Origin of the sequence: Pseudomonas sp. JV245A (genome assembly GCF_032424515.1) — a bacterium.
GTDB lineage: Bacteria > Pseudomonadota > Gammaproteobacteria > Pseudomonadales > Pseudomonadaceae > Aquipseudomonas > Aquipseudomonas protegens.
The window spans coordinates 28538-46458 of record NZ_VYKE01000013.1 but is presented as its reverse complement, the minus strand read 5'-3'; the positions used below and the strand labels follow the sequence as shown (position 1 = coordinate 46458).

Annotated in this window: 19 protein-coding genes; 5 read left to right on the top strand and 14 right to left on the bottom strand. The window is 63.9% G+C overall.

From position 1 onward, the window contains the following. Positions 1 to 1014 carry a porphobilinogen synthase gene (gene hemB / locus F6S12_RS06145; protein ID WP_053154458.1) on the bottom strand — a complete coding sequence of 338 codons (1014 nt, stop codon included), beginning with the start codon at positions 1012 to 1014 and terminating at the stop codon, positions 1 to 3. Between the two features lie 207 nt (positions 1015 to 1221). On the opposite strand from hemB, the gene F6S12_RS06140 reads away from it, so the two are divergent. Beyond that, positions 1222 to 1836, top strand: a complete 615-nt coding sequence (locus F6S12_RS06140) for a DedA family protein (protein ID WP_011064160.1) — start codon at positions 1222 to 1224, stop codon at positions 1834 to 1836. Here F6S12_RS06140 and F6S12_RS06135 read toward each other — a convergent pair. Next, positions 1817 to 3052: a sterol desaturase family protein gene (locus F6S12_RS06135; protein ID WP_315868788.1), complete on the bottom strand. Its 1236-nt coding sequence runs from the start codon at positions 3050 to 3052 to the stop codon at positions 1817 to 1819. The two genes, F6S12_RS06140 and F6S12_RS06135, sit on opposite strands and share 20 nt — an antisense overlap. Before the next feature lie 113 nt (positions 3053 to 3165). Between F6S12_RS06135 and elbB the strand changes: the two genes are divergently transcribed. Then, positions 3166 to 3834: an isoprenoid biosynthesis glyoxalase ElbB gene (elbB, locus tag F6S12_RS06130; protein ID WP_015637442.1), complete on the top strand. Its 669-nt coding sequence runs from the start codon at positions 3166 to 3168 to the stop codon at positions 3832 to 3834. 18 nt (positions 3835 to 3852) lie between these two features. On the opposite strand, the gene F6S12_RS06125 is transcribed toward elbB, so the two are convergent. Together F6S12_RS06125 and F6S12_RS06120 are read right to left on the bottom strand one after the other, a co-directional pair. Next, complete coding sequence (locus F6S12_RS06125; protein ID WP_015637443.1) at positions 3853 to 4308, bottom strand: YaiI/YqxD family protein; 456 nt, start codon at positions 4306 to 4308, stop codon at positions 3853 to 3855. A 79-nt stretch (positions 4309 to 4387) separates the two neighbouring features. After that, positions 4388 to 6286: a cytochrome c/FTR1 family iron permease gene (locus F6S12_RS06120; protein WP_123472626.1), complete on the bottom strand. Its 1899-nt coding sequence runs from the start codon at positions 6284 to 6286 to the stop codon at positions 4388 to 4390. Positions 6287 to 6432: 146 nt separating this feature from the next. Between F6S12_RS06120 and F6S12_RS06115 the strand changes: the two genes are divergently transcribed. Further along, the gene (locus F6S12_RS06115; protein WP_375538784.1) at positions 6433 to 6555 is read left to right on the top strand and encodes a hypothetical protein; all 123 of its coding nucleotides are present in this window, start codon (positions 6433 to 6435) and stop codon (positions 6553 to 6555) included. A gap of 57 nt (positions 6556 to 6612) precedes the next feature. On the opposite strand, the gene F6S12_RS06110 is transcribed toward F6S12_RS06115, so the two are convergent. The 3 genes from F6S12_RS06110 to F6S12_RS06100 form a co-directional block, all read right to left on the bottom strand. Further along, complete coding sequence (locus F6S12_RS06110; protein WP_011064164.1) at positions 6613 to 7245, bottom strand: LysE family transporter; 633 nt, start codon at positions 7243 to 7245, stop codon at positions 6613 to 6615. A gap of 108 nt (positions 7246 to 7353) precedes the next feature. Further along, positions 7354 to 7935: a mechanosensitive ion channel family protein gene (locus tag F6S12_RS06105; protein WP_011064165.1), complete on the bottom strand. Its 582-nt coding sequence runs from the start codon at positions 7933 to 7935 to the stop codon at positions 7354 to 7356. After that, positions 7935 to 9845, bottom strand: coding sequence for an ATP-binding cassette domain-containing protein (locus F6S12_RS06100; protein ID WP_011064166.1), 1911 nt, complete (start codon positions 9843 to 9845; stop codon positions 7935 to 7937). Before F6S12_RS06100 ends, F6S12_RS06105 begins: the two co-directional genes overlap by 1 nt. A 50-nt stretch (positions 9846 to 9895) precedes the next feature. On the opposite strand from F6S12_RS06100, the gene F6S12_RS06095 reads away from it, so the two are divergent. After that, positions 9896 to 10360 carry a TIGR02444 family protein gene (locus F6S12_RS06095; protein WP_011064167.1) on the top strand — a complete coding sequence of 155 codons (465 nt, stop codon included), beginning with the start codon at positions 9896 to 9898 and terminating at the stop codon, positions 10358 to 10360. Here F6S12_RS06095 and F6S12_RS06090 read toward each other — a convergent pair. Beyond that, positions 10357 to 11481, bottom strand: a complete 1125-nt coding sequence (locus F6S12_RS06090; RefSeq protein WP_152686524.1) for an AlgP family protein — start codon at positions 11479 to 11481, stop codon at positions 10357 to 10359. The two genes, F6S12_RS06095 and F6S12_RS06090, sit on opposite strands and share 4 nt — an antisense overlap. A gap of 193 nt (positions 11482 to 11674) precedes the next feature. On the opposite strand from F6S12_RS06090, the gene F6S12_RS06085 reads away from it, so the two are divergent. Then, entirely contained in the window at positions 11675 to 12340 is a 666-nt protein-coding gene (locus F6S12_RS06085) for an FKBP-type peptidyl-prolyl cis-trans isomerase (RefSeq protein ID WP_011064169.1), read from the top strand. A gap of 60 nt (positions 12341 to 12400) precedes the next feature. Here the strand turns inward: F6S12_RS06085 and F6S12_RS06080 are convergent, their stop codons facing one another. The 6 genes from F6S12_RS06080 to hemC form a co-directional block, all read right to left on the bottom strand. Continuing rightward, on the bottom strand, positions 12401 to 12859 hold the full coding sequence (locus F6S12_RS06080) for an Rsd/AlgQ family anti-sigma factor (protein WP_011064170.1): 459 nt from the start codon (positions 12857 to 12859) through the stop codon (positions 12401 to 12403). A 207-nt stretch (positions 12860 to 13066) separates the two neighbouring features. After that, positions 13067 to 13588, bottom strand: a complete 522-nt coding sequence (locus F6S12_RS06075) for a disulfide bond formation protein B (protein WP_053160388.1) — start codon at positions 13586 to 13588, stop codon at positions 13067 to 13069. A 153-nt stretch (positions 13589 to 13741) separates the two neighbouring features. After that, positions 13742 to 14980: a heme biosynthesis protein HemY gene (locus tag F6S12_RS06070; protein ID WP_011064172.1), complete on the bottom strand. Its 1239-nt coding sequence runs from the start codon at positions 14978 to 14980 to the stop codon at positions 13742 to 13744. Further along, positions 14977 to 16116, bottom strand: coding sequence for a uroporphyrinogen-III C-methyltransferase (locus F6S12_RS06065; RefSeq protein WP_315868787.1), 1140 nt, complete (start codon positions 16114 to 16116; stop codon positions 14977 to 14979). The genes F6S12_RS06070 and F6S12_RS06065 overlap by 4 nt, the downstream gene beginning before the upstream one ends. A gap of 17 nt (positions 16117 to 16133) precedes the next feature. Then, positions 16134 to 16901: a uroporphyrinogen-III synthase gene (locus F6S12_RS06060; protein WP_220223437.1), complete on the bottom strand. Its 768-nt coding sequence runs from the start codon at positions 16899 to 16901 to the stop codon at positions 16134 to 16136. Then, positions 16898 to 17839 carry a hydroxymethylbilane synthase gene (gene hemC / locus F6S12_RS06055; protein WP_041120366.1) on the bottom strand — a complete coding sequence of 314 codons (942 nt, stop codon included), beginning with the start codon at positions 17837 to 17839 and terminating at the stop codon, positions 16898 to 16900. Before hemC ends, F6S12_RS06060 begins: the two co-directional genes overlap by 4 nt. Positions 17840 to 17921 lie beyond the last annotated feature (82 nt).

The following is a 17921-nucleotide window of genomic DNA, read 5'->3' as shown; positions in this document are numbered from 1 at the left end:
CTATTTTTGCTCTCGTAACAATTGAGCAGCACGAACGGCAAAGTAAGTCAGGATGCCATCGGCACCTGCACGTTTAAAAGCGGTCAGGGATTCAAGAATAACCCCCTCACCCAACCAACCATTCTGGATTGCTGCCATGTGCATGGCGTATTCGCCGCTGACCTGATAGACAAAGGTCGGCACCTTGAATTCATCTTTGACCCGCCAGAGGATGTCCAGGTACGGCATGCCCGGCTTGACCATGACCATGTCCGCGCCTTCGGCGAGGTCCGCCGCCACTTCATGCAGGGCTTCCTGGCCGTTGGCCGGGTCCATCTGGTACGAGGCCTTGTCGGCCTTGCCCAGGTTCAGCGCCGAGCCCACCGCATCGCGGAAGGGGCCGTAGTAGGCGCTGGCGTACTTGGCCGAGTAAGCCATGATGCGCACGTTGGCATGCCCGGCCAGTTCCAGGGCCTCGCGGATCGCCTGGACCCGCCCGTCCATCATGTCCGACGGTGCCACCACCTGGGCGCCGGCCTCGGCATGGGACAGGGCCTGGCGCACCAGAGCGTCGACGGTGATGTCGTTCTGCACATAACCCTGTTCGTCGAGGATGCCGTCCTGGCCATGGGTAGTGAACGGGTCAAGGGCAACGTCGGTGATCACCCCCAGGGCCGGAAAGCGTTCGCGCAGGGCGCGGGTGGCACGCTGGGCGATGCCGTCGGGGTTCCAGGCCTCGGCCGCATCCAGGGACTTGAGCGCCCCGGGCGTCACCGGAAACAGTGCCAGTGCCGGAATTCCCAGTTCGACCCAGCTCGCCGCCTCTTCCAGCAGCAGGTCGATGGTCAGGCGCTCGACCCCGGGCATCGAAGCCACCGCCTCGCGGCGATTCTCACCCTCGAGCACGAACACCGGCAGGATCAGGTCATCCACGCTCAGGCGGTTTTCCCGCACCAGACGGCGGGAAAAGTCATCGCGACGGTTGCGCCGCAGACGAGTGGCTGGAAACAGACGGTTGGCGGGGGTAAAGCTCACGGCGGACTCCAGGGCTCGCGCTGGCGGACGAGCGGGACAGTTATAAGCGGGCATTATGACGAACAGATGACAGTTGTGCTCAAGCTGTTGACCGGCAGCAACACTCATTGTCATTGGCCGGATTGTTCACGTCGAGACACATTTCGATACTTTCCCGAACGTCGTCGAAGGGGTAGGCTGCGCGTTCATTTCGCCAGCATCCAGACAATGCTCCAACAATTTCTTCAGGATTTCGGCTACTTCGCCCTCTTTCTCGGCACGTTTTTCGAAGGCGAAACCATTCTGGTTCTTGCCGGATTTCTCGCGTTCCGCGGATACATGGATATCAACCTGGTGATGGTGGTTGCCTTCTTCGGCAGCTACGCCGGTGACCAGCTGTGGTACTTCCTGGGGCGCAAGCATGGCCGCAAGCTGCTGGCGCGCAAACCGCGCTGGCAAATGATGGGTGACCGGGCGCTGGAGCATATCCGCAAGCACCCGGATATCTGGGTACTGAGCTTTCGCTTCGTCTACGGGCTGCGCACCGTGATGCCGGTGGCCATCGGCCTGTCCGGCTATCCGCCGGGCCGCTACCTGCTGCTCAACGGTATCGGCGCAGCGATCTGGGCCATAGCCCTGGCCCAGGCGGCCTACCATTTCGGCGCAGTCATGGAAGGCATGCTCGGCAGCATCAAGAAGTACGAGCTGTGGGTGCTGGGCGCCCTGCTGGTCCTGGGCTTCGGCCTGTGGCTGCGCCGGCGCTTCAAGAACGCACGCCTGGCCAAGCAGATCTACGAAGCCGAACAGGCCTCCGCCCGGGAACCTAAGACGCCAGCCGAGTAACACGCGAGCCGCAGCCATACAGCCCGCAGACACTCAGCAGGCTGTAGCTGCCCAGCGCCACCCAGGCCAGGGGGCTGGCCGGCCACAGACCGACCAGCGGCGCCAGCCATACCAGGGGCAGATTCAGCAGCAGCCGCGCCCCTTCCAGTTTCAGACTCCAGGGCCGATCCTCCAGAGCCGCGCCCAGTACGAACAGACCCAAGGCCATCGCGCCCCCGCCCAGCAGCAGTGCCTGGACCGACAGGCTGCTCTGGGCATTCATCAGGTAGCTGCCCAGGGCTACATACACCGCGAACTGCAGCACCACGTACACCTGACGCCGCACATCCAGGGCCACCTCGAATTTGCGAAACTGGCTCAGCTCCGTCTTGGCCAGGGGATAACGGGCCTGCACATCCGCCGGGCGCCAGCCGGTGCGCATGAACCAGATCCGCAGCTTGTCCCGCACATGCTCGGTGCGCCGGGCATCATTCCAGAGCTGGGCATAGAACTGCAGATTGGCCCACAGCGGGTTCCAACTGGCCAGCGGGGTCGTCACGCCGAACACCACGGGCTCGTTGTCGTCCTCTTCCTGGTAGGTGCCGAACAGCCGGTCCCAGAGAATGAACACCCCGCCGTAGTTGCGATCCATATAAAGAGCGTTCTGCGCGTGATGGGCCCGGTGATTGGAGGGGGTCACGAAGAACCATTCATACCAGCCCAGCTTGCCGATGTGCCGGGTATGCACCCAGAACTGATACAGCAGATTGAGGGCTGCCACCGTGACGAACACCACCAGCGGCACCCCGAGTACCGCCAGGGGCAGGTAGAAGATCCAGCTCAACAGGAAGCCGGTGCTGGTCTGGCGCAGAGCCGTGGAGAGGTTGTAGTCCTCGCTCTGGTGGTGCACCGAGTGAGCGGCCCAGAGGATATTGCGTTCATGACCGCAGCGATGCAGCCAGTAGTAGCAGAAGTCGTACAGGACAAAGGCCCCGATCCATACCCAGAGGCTGTGCGCCGGCAGCTCGAACAGCCCCCAGTGCTGGAGGGCGAAGGTATAAGTGACCAGGCCCAGCCCCTTGGTCAGCAGGCCCGTGGTGGTGGACAACACGCCGGTGCTGATGCTATTGACCGCATCGGCAACCCGGTAGTTATTCACTCCCCGCCAGCGATCGGCCAACAATTCAGCAACAATCAACACAAAGAAAAACGGCACCGCATAGAGGATGAGGTTCATGGCGCGACCCGATCGATATCGATAACCAAGATTAGGTCCGACGACTCCATCCCCCTATGGCCAGGTGTGACAAACAGGCGGACATTTAGCGCCATGAATCTGGAGAAAAACCCATGAGCAAAAAAGTTGCAGTGATCCTTTCCGGTTGCGGCGTGTTCGACGGCGCCGAAATCCACGAAAGCGTGATCACCCTGCTGCGCCTCGACCAACGCGGCGCCCAGGTGCAGTGCTTCGCCCCGAACATCCCCCAGATGCATGTGCTCAACCACCTGACCGGCGAAACCATGGCCGAGACCCGCAACGTGCTGGTGGAATCGGCGCGCATCGCCCGGGGTGAGGTCAAGGACCTGCGCGAAGCCCGCGTCGAAGACTTCGATGCGCTGATCATTCCCGGTGGCTTCGGGGCAGCCAAGAACCTCTCCAGCTTCGCCACCGAAGGCGCTGCCTGCACAGTCCAGGCCGACGTCCTGGCCCTGGCCGAAGCCTTTGCCGAAGCCGGCAAGCCGGTGGGCCTGATGTGCATCGCCCCGGCCATGGCCGCGAAGATCTACGGCCCCGGCGTGACCTGCACCATCGGCAACGATGCCGACACCGCAGCCGCCCTGGGCAAGATGGGCGCCACCCACGCCGAATGCGCAGTGGGCGAGATCATCGAAGACAAGGCGCGCAAACTGGTGAGCACCCCCGCCTACATGCTGGCGAAATCCATCAGCGAAGCGGCCTCGGGCATCAACAAACTGGTGGACCGGGTGCTGGAGCTGACCCACGAAGGCGACAAGTGAGCCTCTAGCGAGCGCCCCTCAGGCCTGGCGCGCCAAGCGCGTCAGGATGCGGTCCAGGGCGTTGGCGAAGGCCTGTTTTTCCCGGTCGCCATAGGGCGCTTGCCCACCACTGACCTGCCCCTGTTCACGCAGGTCGGTAAACAGGTTGCGCACCGCCAGGCGCTCGCCCATGTTCTGTGCGTCGAACTCCTTGCCCCGCGGGTCCAGGGCCGCCACGCCCTTTTTAACCAGGCGGTCGGCCAGCGGCACGTCACTGCAGATCACCAGTTCACCGGGCACTGCGTGTTCCACCAGGTAATCGTCGGCGGCATCCGGGCCGCTGGGCACCACGATCAGCCTGACGCAGGCGAAGGCCGGCTTGATCTGCGCCTGTCCGGCCACCAGCACCACTTCGAACTGGCGCTTCAGGGCGAAGCGCACTACTTGATCCTTGGCCGCCTTGGGGCAGGCATCGGCATCGATCCAGACACGCATTGAATGTTCTCCCTCCAGAATGCAGAACGGGCAAGCCGCCCCTTCAAGAGCGGGCTTGCCCGCAATCAACTACGCCGGCTCAGGAAGCCTGCACGCGGCGCTTCTCACTCATGCGGCTGCGGCTGTAGAGCACCACGATCGCCAGGATCGCCACCGCCTGGGCACCCAGCGAGTAGGCGTCGGCATGAATACCCAGCCAGTCGAAGTCGAAGAACGGCACTGGCCGCGTACCGAAGATACCCGCTTCCTGCAACGCCTTGACGCCGTGCCCGGCGAACACCACCGACAAGGCGCAGAGCAGTGCCGCGTTGATGCCGAAGAACAGCGCCAGGGGCAGCTTGGCCGAGCCCCGCAGGATCACCCAGGCCAGCCCCACCAGCAGCACCAGGGCGGTGGCGCCACCGGCCAGTACCGCGTTGTGCCCGGCAGGGCCGGCCTGCAGCCACAGGGTTTCGTAGAACAGGATCACTTCGAACAGCTCGCGATAGACCGAGAAGAACGCCAGCACCGCAAAGCCGAAACGCCCGCCGCCGCCCACCAGGCTGCTCTTGATGTAGTCCTGCCAGGCCGCCGCATGCCGGCGGTCATGCATCCACACCCCGAGCCACAGCACCATGACACTGGCGAACAGCGCGGTGGCGCCTTCGAGCAGTTCACGCTGGGAACCGCTGACATCGATCACGTAGGCCGCCAAGGCCCAGGTACCCAGGCCGGCCAGCAAGGCCAGTCCCCAGCCGACGTTGACACTGCGCACCGCCGATTGCTGGCCTGTGTTACGCAGGAAGGCGAGGATGGCCGCCAGCACCAGGATCGCTTCCAGGCCTTCGCGCAGCAGGATCAGCAGGCCGGAAATAAAACTCAGAGACCAGCTCAGGCTGTCGCCGCCCAGAAGCTCGGCGGACTCCTTGAGCTTGGCCTTGGCCGCGTCCAGACGCTGTTCGGCCTGGGCCACCGGCAAACCGTCCTGCAACGACTGCCGGTAGGCCATCAGGGCCTTTTCGGTGTCTTTGCGGACGTTGGCATCGACGTTGTCCAGGGAGCTTTCTACCAGCTCGAAACCTTCCAGGTACGCCGCTACCGACAGATCGTAGGCCTGTTCGTGATCACCGCTGCGATAGGCCGCCAGGCTCTTGTCCAGGGTCGATGCGGTGTAGTCCAGCAACTGCGCCGGCCCCCGCTTGACCTGAGGCGGCTGGGCCCGCTGGGCACGGAAAGTCGCGGCTGCCTGCGGGCCCTGGGCGGCCAGTACTTCACCCGGAGTCTGCCGGGCCAGGTCGGCCAGATTGAAGCTCTGCTCGCCCTTGGCGGCCGCGGGGTCGGCGCTGAAACTGGCGATGTAGGTGGCCAGGTCCCAACGCTGGCGATCATCCAGTTGATCAGCGAAGGACGGCATGTCGGTGCCTTCCACGCCCAACCCCAGGGTGTTGTAGATGGCATACAGGCTCAGACGGTCGAGACGTTCGGCATCCCGCAGGTTGGCCGGTGGTGGGGTCATGCCCACGCCCGCCGGACCATCGCCGGCGCCCTGCTCGCCATGGCACACCGAGCAGTGCTGGGCGTACAACGGCGCGCCACGGGTCGGATCCGGGGTGATGATCGGCGCCTGGCTGACCTCATAGGCTACCGCCAGCCGAGCCCCCATCTGCCGCGCCTGGCGAGCTACCTGATTGCCATCGACGCGGTCATCCACCGCTTTGCGCAGGCTGACAACGCCTTGCTCCAGTTCAGCCTTTTCCGGTTTGGCCGGCAGATCGGCGATCAACCCCTGCAGGACGCCGAGAAACTCCACCTGCTCACGGTACTCGGACTCGTCAATGACCTTGCCCCCCTCGACCGTGGCGGGATAGTCCGCGCCAATGTAATCCAGCAAATGCAGGGCCTTGGGCGCGCCGTCGACGGTATCGGCCAGCAGGTTGAAGCTGAAAAGCGCCAGCACCGGCAACACTAGCAACGCCAGTAAACGGGAAGGGGCAATCATGAATAAATCTCAAAGGGAAATAAGAAGTAACATATTGTTCCCTCCCAACGAGTTTCACTCAAGGCTTATCAGCCCCGCTGAAACATCTTCGCTCACAGGCCACCAGCCTCACGCCCAGCTAGCACCCGCTCCCCTGCGTGCGCAAAGTGTCCAAGCCCCTGGGCGAAGACGTCACCCGGCAGTTGGGTCGTGACAGCTGCGAGCAACCGCGCCAAGCGCCGATGCGCAACAACCAGCCGCCGGACACGGCGCCAGTGATCCTGCGCTAAACCGCACGCAAACGAAAAAGGCGACCCGGTGGGTCGCCTTTTCTTGTTCCTGCAAACCTAGGCCGCCGCTTTGCGGATAGTTGCCAGAAAACCCGCAGCGCCGAGGAACAGGCCGGCGAAGGTGCGGTTCATCCGCCGCTGCTGGACCGGGGTGCGCAACAGGCGCAGGACCTTGGACGCCAGCCCCGTATAGCCGGCCATGACGATCAGGTCGACCACGATCATGGTGGCGCCGAGAATCAGGTACTGCTTGACCAGGGGGGCATGGGGATCGATGAACTGCGGCAACACCGCCAGCATGAACACCAGCGCCTTGGGGTTGCTGATGTTTACCAGGAAACCGCGAAACACCAGGGCCAGGGGCTTGCCGATGGGGCGAATGGCGGCGTCATCACTGAGGTCGCTGGGCAGCGCGCGCCACTGCTTGACCGCCAGGTACACCAGGTAGGCGACACCGAACCACTTGATGGCATAGAAGGCCGTGGCAGAGGCCGCGAGAATGGCCCCAACACCGGCCGCGACAATGGCAATCTGCATGGCCAGGCCCAGTTGCAGCCCCAGGGCGTTCCAGTAGCCGCGCCAGAAACCGTATTGCAGGCCGCAGGACATCGACGCAATGGCGCCGGCGCCCGGGGAAAGACTGATTACCCAACTGGCGGCAAAGAACGCCAGCCATGTCTCAAGCACCATCGCACACCTCGGATCGAATTGGTCGTGACTGCCTAAGCTAATCCTCCGCTTGGCGGCTGACCATATTTTTTTCGCCCAAAGGTGATGCAGCGGCTACAGAGGAAGGGGTTACTTCTCGCCGCTGCCCACGGGCAGCACATCAGTGCCACGCCAGCGGCGCACCGAGCGCTGGAAGAACAGGCTGTTGGGCACCTGGACCATGGCGCTGCCGGTGCCGGCTTCCTCGGCTTCGATCAGGGTGGTGTACAGCAGGTTGATCGCCACGACCCGGCCCTTGACCCCAGGCTTGTCGACGGTGTCCACCAGCTCCACCACGTCACCCAGGCGGAACGGGCCAACCGTGAAGATCAGGATCGCGCAGAGCAGGTTGGAGAGCACGCTCCACATGGCGAAGAAGGCCACCGCCGCCACGGCGACGAAGCCTGAAAGGGCGGTCCACAGCACCGTGGCGGAAACCCCCAGGCGCTCCAGCACGAAGATCACCGCGCTGCCCATGATCAGCCAGCGCAGGCCGCCCCGCAGGGGCATCAGCAACTGCGGCGGGAACGGGTAGCGCTCGCCCAAGCGGGTCAGGCCACGAGCCACGAAGCGCTGGGCCAGGTAGCCCGCCAGGAGGATCAGCAGGATCTGCACGCCAATCCACAACGGGCCGATCCACTGGGCCGGCAACGGTAATTGCAGCGCCTCCATCAGGACAGCGCCTCCAGCTCGGCCTGCATGCTTTCCAGCAGTTCCAGGGCCTCCATCCAGGCTTCTTCCAGCTCGGACTCACGGGTCTTGAGCTTGGCCTGCTCGGCCAGCAGATCCCGCAACTCATCCTTGCGCGCAGCCTCGTACAAACCGCTGTCGCCCAGGCTGGCCTCGATCTTGGCCAGGCGCTCATGCACCTTGCCCAACTCGGCTTCCAGCTTGTCGGCCTCGCGCTTGTGCGGTGCCAGTTGCTGACGCAACGCCGCGGCGGCCTGGCGCTGGGCCTTCTTGTCGGTCTTGTCCGGGTTCACCGGCGTGTTGCTGACCGGGGCATTGCGCTGGCGGTAATCCACCAGCCAACGGGTGTAGTCGTCCAGGTCGCCGTCGAACTCTTCGACCTTGCCGTCGGCCACCAGGAAGAAGTTGTCGGTGGTGCTCTTGAGCAGATGGCGATCGTGGGAGACCACCAGCACCGCACCACTGAACTCTTGCAGGGCCATGGTCAGGGCTAGGCGCATCTCCAGGTCCAGGTGGTTGGTGGGTTCGTCGAGCAGCAGCAGGTTGGGCCGCTCCCAGGCAATCAGAGCCAAGGCCAAACGGGCTTTTTCACCGCCGGAGAAGTTCAGCACCGGCTCGTCGATCCGTGCGCCGCGGAAGTCGAAGCCGCCGAGGAAGTCGCGCAGGGTCTGCTCGCGCTCGGTGGGCGCCAGGCGCTGCAGATGCAGCAAGGGGCTGGCCTTGGAGTCCAGGGAATCGAGCTGATGCTGGGCGAAGTAACCGACAACGGTGTTCTCGCCCCGGGTCAGGCGCCCGGACAGCGGCTGGAGTTCGCCGGAGAGGTTCTTGATCAGGGTCGACTTGCCGGCGCCGTTGGGCCCCAGTAGGCCGATCCGCGCGCCCGGAGTCAGCTGCAGCTTGACCTTCTCCAGGACCGCACGCTCGCCATAGCCCAGGCGGGCATCGGAGAGGTCGATCAGCGGGCTGGAGATCTTCGTCGACTCACGGAAGGTGAAATCGAAGGGCGAATCGACGTGGGCCGCCGACAGCTCCTCCATGCGCTCCAGGGCCTTGATCCGGCTCTGTGCCTGCCGGGCCTTGGTGGCCTGGGCCTTGAAGCGGGCGATATAGCTTTCCATGTGCGCGCGCTGCGCCTGCTGCTTCTCGTAGGCTTGCTGCTGCTGGGCCAGACGCTCGGCACGGGCGCGTTCGAAGGCGCTGTAGCCACCGCGATAGAGGGTGATCTTGCGCTGGTCGACGTGGGCCACGTGATCGACCACGGCATCGAGGAAGTCCCGGTCGTGGGAGATCAGGAGCAAGGTGCCGGGGTAACCCTTGAGCCACTCTTCGAGCCAGATGATGGCGTCGAGATCCAAGTGGTTGGTAGGTTCGTCGAGCAGCAGCAGGTCCGAGGGACACATCAGCGCCTGCGCCAGGTTCAGGCGCATCCGCCAGCCCCCGGAGAAGTCGCCGACCTGACGGTCCATCTGCTCGTTGGTGAAACCCAGGCCAGCCAGCAGCTTGCGCGCCCGCGCATCGGCGGTGTAACCGTCGGCGCTGTCCAGCTCGGCGTGCAAGCGCGCTTGCGCGGCGCCGTCCTGGGCCGCTTCTGCAGCGGCCAGGTCACGCTGCACCTGGCGCAGGCGCAAGTCGCCGTCGAGCACATAGTCCACCGCCAGGCGCTCGAGGGTATCGACCTCCTGGCGCATGTGGGCGATGCGCCAGTCGGCCGGCAGGAAGCAGTCACCCGAGTCCGGGTGCAGCTCACCGCGCAGCAAGGCAAAGAGGCTGGATTTGCCGGCGCCGTTGGCACCGATCAGGCCGGCTTTCTGGCCGGCGTGCAGGGTTAGCTCGGCGTCTTCTAGCAGACGTTGCGGGCCACGCTGTAAAGTCAGGTTCTGAAGTCGAATCATAATGGCGGCGGAGTCTACCAGCTTCGTTAGCAACTGGCGCGAGTAGCAATATGTCCCCTGACCTGTGGAGCTTTGCCCTGAAGACCTATGCCCTGCCCGGTGTGCAGGAGGCCTGCCTGCAACTGCAGGATGGCGGGGCCAATGTCTGTCTGTTGCTCTGTGGCGCCTGGCTTGGCCAAAGGGGGGTCGACTGCGATAAGCAGCGCCTGCAAGCGCTCGAAGAGTTGGCTGCGCCCTGGTATCAGGAGGTGGTCGAACCCCTGCGCAAACTGCGGATTGAGTGGCGAGCCGCCGCGGCCAGCGACGTGCAACTGAGCACCTTGCGCGAACAACTCAAGGCCCTGGAACTGGATGCCGAACGGCAGTTGCTGCTGCGTCTGCAGGAAGGGGCACGAAAGTGGCCCGAAGCTCAGGCCCGGAGCCTGAATGACTGGCTGGAAGGACTGGCGGCCGAAGCCGCCGTCCGGAACCGCAATGCGCTGCAGGTACTGCGCATCGCGGTGGCCGGCGCTTAGGAAGCGCTGGAAGGGTTGCTGGCTGGAGCCGACGCAGGAACAGCGGGTGCACTTGCAGCTGGTGCCGGCGAGGCAGCCGGAGCAGGAGTTGCAGGCTTGGCCGCTGCGGGCGCGGGAGCTGCAGGTTTGGCAACTGGAGCAGTTGGCTTGGCTACAGCAGGCTTGGCGGCTGCGGGCTTGGCAGCAGGCTTTTTCGCGGCCGGCTTGGCAGCGGGTTTTGCTGCGGGTTTGGCGGCGGCAGGCTTGGCCGCCGATGCCGCGGCTGGCTTGGCAGCTGCAGGTTTGCTCGCGGGTTTGGCCGGAGCTTTTGTAGCGGCGGGTTTCGCTGCTGGTTTAGCGGCCGGTTTGGCGGCAGCCGGTTTAGCCGCAGCGGTCTTGGTGGCAGCAGGTTTCGCTGCTGGCTTGGCGGCTACTGGCTTGGCGGCAGGTTTAGCAGCTGGCTTGGCCGCAGCGGCTTTGGTCGAAGGCTTCGCAGCGGGCTTGGCGGCTGGCTTGGCGGCTGGCTTGGCAGCTACCGGTTTGGCAGCCGCCGCTTTGCCGGCAACAGGCTTGGCCGCTGGTTTGGCAGCAGGCTTGGCGGCTGCGGTTTTGGCCGCGGCGGGCTTGGCTGCACTGGCAGCAACAGGCTTTTTCGCCGCCGGCTTGGCAACAGGTTTGGCCGGTGCCTTGGCAGCAGGCTTGGCCGCTGGTTTTTTAGCTGCTACCGCTGCCGGCTTGGCATCACGAGAGCTCAATGCCTTGCCTACCGCTTCCTTCACACGACCCACGCCTTGAGCCAGTTTCAGGCTCTCCTGGGCATCGCGCTTGAGTTGCAGAATGTAGCTGCGGGTTTGCGCCTGACGCTCTTTCAGGGCGTCCAGCAAATCTTCGAGTTCCTTGACCGCGGTCTTCGCCTTGGCTTGTGCCTTGGCCTTGCCGGCCGCCGCAGCGTCCTGCAGTTTGGTGCGCGATTTGTGCAGTTTTTCCTGCGCCTTGCCCCGTTGTTTTTCCAGCTTGGCGAGCAGTTTTTCAGCATCAGCCAAGGCTTGGGAACAAGCGTTTTCCAAATGTTCGAGCAAGCTGCCCGACAGCTGTTGGAGCAAATGCAACGGAGTATTTACAGGCTTCTTATTGGCCGACATGGTTTACCTCCTGGCTGACGTGAGTTGCGGCTCATACTAGACCTCTGCTGCTACCGCCGCTAGGGCATGTTGACAGTATCGAAAGCCTGGCGTTGCAGCCGAACGAAAATGTTCTTCGCCCCCATCGAAGTTGCTCACCAACGAGCGCTTTGTCGCTGGCATAATCCACCGCAACTCAGGCCGGAGAGTGCCCATGTCGCGTTACCTGTTTTTATCCTTGAGCCTGTTCTTGCCACTGGCTCAGGCGGCTGCCGAAGCACCATCCAACAACGCTCACGATCTTGCCTACAGCCTGGGGGCAAGCCTCGGTGAGCGCCTGCGCGATGAGGTGCCCGACCTGCAGATCCAGGCCCTGGTCGAAGGCTTGAGGGCCGCCTATCAAGGCAAGCCTCTGGCGCTGAAAAGCGAACGCATCGAACAGATCCTTGCCGAGCACGACGCACAGATCAGCGAACAGTCGGCCAAGTCTCAGACAGAGATCGCGCTGAAAAACGAACAGCGCTTTCTCGATGAAGAAAAGGCCAAGCCCGGGGTCCGCCAACTGGAAGACGGCATCCTGCTGACCGAGTTGAGCCCTGGCAGCGGCAACAAGGCCAGCCCCAACGGCTCGGTCCAGGTGCGCTACACCGGGCGCCTGCCAGACGGCACCGTGTTCGATCAGACCCAGCAGCCGCAATGGTTCCGCCTCGACAGCGTGATCGCCGGCTGGCGTAGCGCACTGTCGCAGATGCCCACCGGAGCCCGGTGGCGCCTGGTAATCCCGTCGAACCAGGCCTATGGCACCGAAGGCGCCGGGGACCTGATCGCGCCCTACACCCCACTGGTGTTCGACATCGAATTGCTCGGTGTCGCTGGCTGAAGCGCCACAACGAAAAACGGCACGCCGAGGCGTGCCGTTTTTCCTGGTAGGTTCCTGTTCTCAGGCCTGAGCCACAGCTTCCTGCTTGTGGGCGTTGTGCAGCACTTCGATCAGGCAGTCTTCCAGCTCGAAGCGTTCGTGCAGCAGGCCACCGAGTTCCTTGAACTTCTGCGCCACGCACTGGCCGGCGTCGCACAGGTCATTGAACGCCAGGAGCTTTTCGGTGATCACGTCGATGCGTGGGTAGAGGGTGTCGGCCAACTCCAGCCCGCGCTTGTCGCCAAACGCCTTGGCTTCGCTGGTCAGCTGTTCGTAGATTTCAAAATGGCCGGCGGAGACGTAGTCCACCAGGATCCCGCAGAATTCCTGCAGCGGCTTCTTGCTCTCACTCAGTGCCTCGGGCTCCGCGCCCAGCGCATCATAGGCTCGAACCAGTTCGTGACGCTCCTGCAACCAGCGGTCGATCAGCAGATGCACTCCACCCCAGCGTTCCTGAGCATTCTGACAACTTTCGAGCATGGTGATCTCTCTTCCCTTATGGGTCATGCCGCTTGCCCGCCGCTCCTTTCTGGAGACTCTGGATCCGGTCAGGCACAACAGCATCGAGCAACATAATTCCAGTGACAGGTGCGGGCCAGATTATGCCCGCTCGACTACAGCATCAAGGTACGCAGGAGATAAAGTTCATACAAGCGTTTAATCCCCGCCCTCCTGCCAAACACTGACTCAGGGCAACGCCACGGCCTTGCGCGCGCCCCGTAGCTGACGCCACAGGCGGTAGCCGCTAAAGATCAGCATGATCACGAAAAACAGCAGGCTCCACTCCGGCAAGCTCATGTCCAGCAGGGTCCAGGTGACCTCAGCGCAATCGGAGGTGCCCATGAAAGTCAGCTTCAACGCCTGCCACCAGGACAACTGGCGGAGCATGAAGGACATGTCCGGCAGGCAGGCCAGCAACTGTTCGGAAGGAATGTTCTGCAACAGCACATGGCGTCCCGCGGTGACCACCCCCAGCAGGCCCAACAGCAGGTTGAGCCCCCAGTAGACCGCCCGCCCCACGCGCCCTGGCCCCTGGATCACGGCCAGCAGATTGACCCCACCCAATGCCAGCAACAGCAGGCGCTGCACGCCCCACAGCGAACAGGACTCGAGGCCGCCACCCGTTTGCAGGTTGAACGCCGCCCACGAGGCCAAGGCCCCCACCAGGAACACCAGGGAGAACAGCAAGCGGGAGCCGGCCAGCGACATGAGATATCCGTAACGGGAGAAACAGGCAGCCACGGTAGAGAAAGCGCTCGCTGCTTTCAAGAAGCGCTATGTCGCAACCGATCGACAACAGCGCCGCAGGTACAGCAGCAAAAGGGCCGGTTGCCTGAAACAGGCAACCGGCCCCGGGACACCTCAGGCCCGCACCGGGACCGGTAGCGGTGAGGCCAGCAGGCGCTCATCGAGCATGCCCAGACCTTCCTGGAACAGCTGGTTACTGCGTTCGGTATCCCCCAGCTGTGCCAGCAGGCGCGCCAGTTCCGCACAGGCTTCGGGATTGCGTTGCAAGCGCAGGCTGCTTTCCAGATAGTCCCGGGCCTTGCCCCACAAGCTGTTCTGCAGGCACAGGCGGCCCAGGGTCAGCAGCAAGCTCGGATCGTCCGCATGCTCTTTCAGCCAGTGCTCGGCGGTCTGCAACTGGCGCGACGGATCGCTGCCACGCACCAGGCCATAGAGCCGTGCCAGGTGGCTTTCGTACTTGCGCTTGATTGCCGTGCGCAGGGCCTCTTCCGCCTCGGCCCCCGCGCCCAGTTGACGCAGTTGTTCGGCATAGGCCAGCACCAACTGCGGCTCCTGGCGCTGTGCCGAGGTCAACTGTTGCCAGGCACGATTGAGAGATTGCAGGCCGGCCACCTCATCTTCTTCACGACGCGCGGCCAGGGACAGGTTTTCACCCCAGGCCCGACGCTCCAGTTCCTGCAGTTCGCTGGCCGGCAGCGCCTTGTCCTTGCGCAACTCGGGCAACAGACGGATCAGGGCCGACCAGTCGCCACGCTGCTGATGCAGGCGCTGCAACTGGCGCAGCACCTGGACACTATGGGGATGGCGCTCATGCATGGCCTGCAGGGTGCTCAGGGCTCCCTCGGTATCGCCGCGATCCGTCTGCAGTTGGGCGTGGCTCAGGGCCACGGCCAGCTCTGCCTGGGGCTGGCGGGTCAGCGCCCGCTCCAGCAACCGGTCGCATTCTTCATAGTGGCCCTGCTCGTTGGCCGCCCGGGCAGCGCCGAGATAGTAGAGCAGCGGCTGGCGCTCGGCCTCGGCGGCACGCTGCAGGTGCTTCTGCGCGCTGGCCCAGCGCCCTTCGGCGAGGTCCATCTGACCCTGCTCGATGGCGATCTGCACCCGGCGGCTGCGATTGCGCCGTGACCAGGGATTGACCACACCACCGGACACCATCACCAGCTCGATCAGCAGCTTGATGCCCCAGACCACCAGCCAGACCAGCGCCACCAGGGCCAGGGTTGCCCACAGGCTCGATTCGTAACGGAAGTTGCTGTAGGCGATCAGTACGTACCCGGGATGCTCGGCAATGGCCAGACCCAGCAGGCCGATGGCCGCAATGACCAGCAGGACGATCACATAGGTACGCTTCATGGGCTCGTCTCCTGGGCGTTGTTCGCCGCAGGTTTGGCCAGAGGCTTGACCGACTCCTCGACATTCAGGTTACGCCGCTCCAGGTAGGCCTGGACCGTACTCAGGGTCTTGGCCAGGTCCGGGGTGACGACCGTCACCGGCTGCTTGCTCAGCTCGGCCAGGCGCTCGAGCATGATCTTGCTTTGCGGGTTGTCCTGATTGAAGTTGCCGGTGAGCACGTCGCGGGCTTCGGTCAACGCCTGGGTATAGACCGCGGCCTGGCCGTTCAGGGCAGCCCACTGCGCCTGCTCCAGCGCCAGGCTCAGGGCCAGGCGCACCTGGGTCAGGCCCTGACCGGCCAGCAAGGGACGGATGTTCTTGTCGGCGTTGAAGTCGATGCGGAAATAGCGCGAGATCTGATCCCACCACTGGGCCCAGCGGCTAGCGCCGTCACCATCGGCTGTCAGGCCGAGCAGCGATTCACCGCGGTCCTTGTACTCCGGAGCCACGGCGCTCAGTTCCAGCACCTGGTCACGCAAGGCCCCCAGTTGCAGGAACAGCCCGGTGCGGTCCGGCTGCTCGGTGCTGCGCAGGGCCGCCAGGCTCTTGGCCAACTGCTCGCGGGCTGCGAAGGCTCCCGGATCGTTTTGTTCCCGCAGGATATCGTCGGCGCCCTGGACCAGGGCCCTAGCGCTGCTGATGTCCTGCAGCGCCGAAAGACGCAGGCTGGCGAGGCGCAACAGGTGCTCGGCTTCTGCCAGGCGCCAGTCCTTGCGGCTGGCGCCCAGTACGGTTTCCAGGCGCTGGTTCAGGCGCTGCTGGTCACCCTGCAACTGGGCCACCAGACGCCGCCGGTCTTCCAGCTCATCGGCCGCGGGCAGTTGTTCCAGGCGTTCGCTCAAGCGCTGTTCGCTGAGCTTGAGACTCTGGGCCTGATCCCCCAGGGCCTGCAACTGACTGAACTGCTGCTGGTTATTGGCTTGCAGGTGGCGCACCTGCCAGATCCCCCAGCCACCAACGGCGACGCCCGCCGCCCCCAGCAGCAGGGCCAGAATTGCCAACCCGTTGCCACGACGCTCAACGGTTGGTTTCGTGGGTTCAGCAGGTGTCTCGAGCACCGGCTGGGCTTCATCTTTAGGCAAGGCTGTTTCGCTCACGTATCCATCCTTTGCGTTTAGAGAACGGGCACGGGTTGCTCCCGTAACGCCGTTAGCAAAGCCGCGGCACTGGCCCCGCGACAATCCACAACTTTTTCCGCCCCTGCGGCGTGCGCCATGTCGGCGACCCGGGGGCTTGGAACAAACAACGGCATCTTCGCCAGTTGCGGCCAGGCGGGCCCCGCCAGCTGCCGCAAGTGGCTGAAACCTTGTCCACTGCTGACCACCAGCCCGTTCAAGCGTTCCACTTCAATCCGCTGGAGCAACGCGCCTTCGGCGTAGTGCGGCAGGCAGCGGCGGTAGAGTTCCAGATAATCGACACTAGCACCTAGGGCGCGCAAGCGCTCAGAGAGCAGCTCGCGCCCCCCCTCCCCGCGCACGATCAACACCCGTGGATCAGGCCGGCGGATAGCCTCGCGCAATTGGGGAAGTTCAAGCAAGGCTTCACTGTCATCGCCCTGCTGGGGATAGGCCACTGGCAAGCCGGCATCCGCAAGGATCTGCCCGGTAGCGGCGCCTACGGTGAACCAGGCTTGGTCTGGTGGTTGCGGCCAATACTGGCGCAACAGCTCCAGGCCAAGATGCGCCGCCGGCTTGCTGACCACAATCACCGCACAGTACTGGTCGAATGCCAGCAGGGTAGCCCGCTGCGAGTCACTGACCGGCAACGCCTGGATTTCCAGCAATGGCAGGCTGCTGCTCAAGATCTCGGACTGCGCCAGGATCGCCGCCAGCGCGGCGCAGTCCTCGGCCGGCCGGGTCAGCAGCAGGCGCCAGCCAGTCACTCCTCGCCCGCCTCGCCGTAGACCGCGCGCAGAATGTCATCGGCGCCCTGGGCCAGCAGGGCATCCGCCACTTGCACACCCAGCTCGGCGGCCGATGCGCGAGGGCCACGAGCTTCGGCGCTGAGCAGCAGGCCGCCGCTAGGCTCGCCCACCAGGCCGCGCAGCCAGATCTGCTCGCCTTCCAGCACCGCATAGCAGGCAATTGGCACCTGGCAACCACCGTTGAGGTGCTTGTTCAGTGCGCGCTCGGCGGTTACCCGGCTGGCCGTGTCGGCGTGATGCAGGGGGGCCAGCAAGGCGTGGATTTCAGTATCGGCACTGCGGCATTCGATGCCGACGGCGCCCTGGCCACCGGCGGGCAGGCTGTCGTCGACACTGATGGAGGAACTGATGCGATCCTCGAATCCGAGGCGGATCAAGCCAGCGGCCGCGAGGATGATGGCGTCGTATTCGCCAGCGTCCAGCTTGGCCAGACGGGTATTGACGTTGCCCCGCAGAAAACGGATCTGCAGGTCGGGGCGACGGGTCAGTAACTGAGCCTGACGGCGCAGACTGGAGGTGCCCACCACGCTGCCTTCAGGCAACTCGTCGAGGCTGGCGTAGGTGTTGGAAACAAAGGCATCACGCGGGTCTTCGCGCTCGCAGATGCAGAACAGACCCAGGCCTTCCGGGAAGTCCATGGGCACATCTTTCATCGAGTGCACGGCGATATCGGCCTGGTTTTCCAGCAGCGCGGTTTCCAGTTCCTTGACGAACAGACCCTTGCCACCGATTTTCGACAAGGGCGAGTCCAATAGTTTGTCGCCGCGGCTGACCATGGGCACCAGGGTCACGACAAGACCCGGATGGGCCTCTTGCAGACGGGCTTTGACGTATTCGGCCTGCCACAAGGCCAGAGCACTTTTGCGGGTAGCGATGCGGATTTCGCGAGAGGACATGGATCAATCCGTACTGAATAGATACGGCAGATAATAACAGCTCAACCAAATCAGCTTTGACTTGTATCAGAAACCTAGCCTC

Bases quoted from the DNA above. Each gene is read 5' to 3' on its own strand.
- F6S12_RS06135 (WP_315868788.1), bottom strand. From the start codon at position 3,052: ATGAACCTCATCCTCTATGCGGTGCCGTTTTTCTTTGTGTTGATTGTT.
- F6S12_RS06070 (WP_011064172.1), bottom strand. From the start codon at position 14,980: ATGAAGCGTACCTATGTGATCGTCCTGCTGGTCATTGCGGCCATCGGC.
- F6S12_RS06140 (WP_011064160.1), top strand. From the start codon at position 1,222: ATGCTCCAACAATTTCTTCAGGATTTCGGCTACTTCGCCCTCTTTCTC.
- F6S12_RS06100 (WP_011064166.1), bottom strand. From the start codon at position 9,845: ATGATTCGACTTCAGAACCTGACTTTACAGCGTGGCCCGCAACGTCTG.
- F6S12_RS06095 (WP_011064167.1), top strand. From the start codon at position 9,896: ATGTCCCCTGACCTGTGGAGCTTTGCCCTGAAGACCTATGCCCTGCCC.
- elbB (WP_015637442.1), top strand. From the start codon at position 3,166: ATGAGCAAAAAAGTTGCAGTGATCCTTTCCGGTTGCGGCGTGTTCGAC.
- F6S12_RS06125 (WP_015637443.1), bottom strand. From the start codon at position 4,308: ATGCGTGTCTGGATCGATGCCGATGCCTGCCCCAAGGCGGCCAAGGAT.
- F6S12_RS06080 (WP_011064170.1), bottom strand. From the start codon at position 12,859: ATGCTCGAAAGTTGTCAGAATGCTCAGGAACGCTGGGGTGGAGTGCAT.
- F6S12_RS06110 (WP_011064164.1), bottom strand. From the start codon at position 7,245: ATGGTGCTTGAGACATGGCTGGCGTTCTTTGCCGCCAGTTGGGTAATC.
- hemC (WP_041120366.1), bottom strand. From the start codon at position 17,839: ATGTCCTCTCGCGAAATCCGCATCGCTACCCGCAAAAGTGCTCTGGCC.
- F6S12_RS06075 (WP_053160388.1), bottom strand. From the start codon at position 13,588: ATGTCGCTGGCCGGCTCCCGCTTGCTGTTCTCCCTGGTGTTCCTGGTG.
- F6S12_RS06085 (WP_011064169.1), top strand. From the start codon at position 11,675: ATGTCGCGTTACCTGTTTTTATCCTTGAGCCTGTTCTTGCCACTGGCT.
- F6S12_RS06105 (WP_011064165.1), bottom strand. From the start codon at position 7,935: ATGGAGGCGCTGCAATTACCGTTGCCGGCCCAGTGGATCGGCCCGTTG.
- F6S12_RS06120 (WP_123472626.1), bottom strand. From the start codon at position 6,286: ATGATTGCCCCTTCCCGTTTACTGGCGTTGCTAGTGTTGCCGGTGCTG.
- F6S12_RS06090 (WP_152686524.1), bottom strand. From the start codon at position 11,481: ATGTCGGCCAATAAGAAGCCTGTAAATACTCCGTTGCATTTGCTCCAA.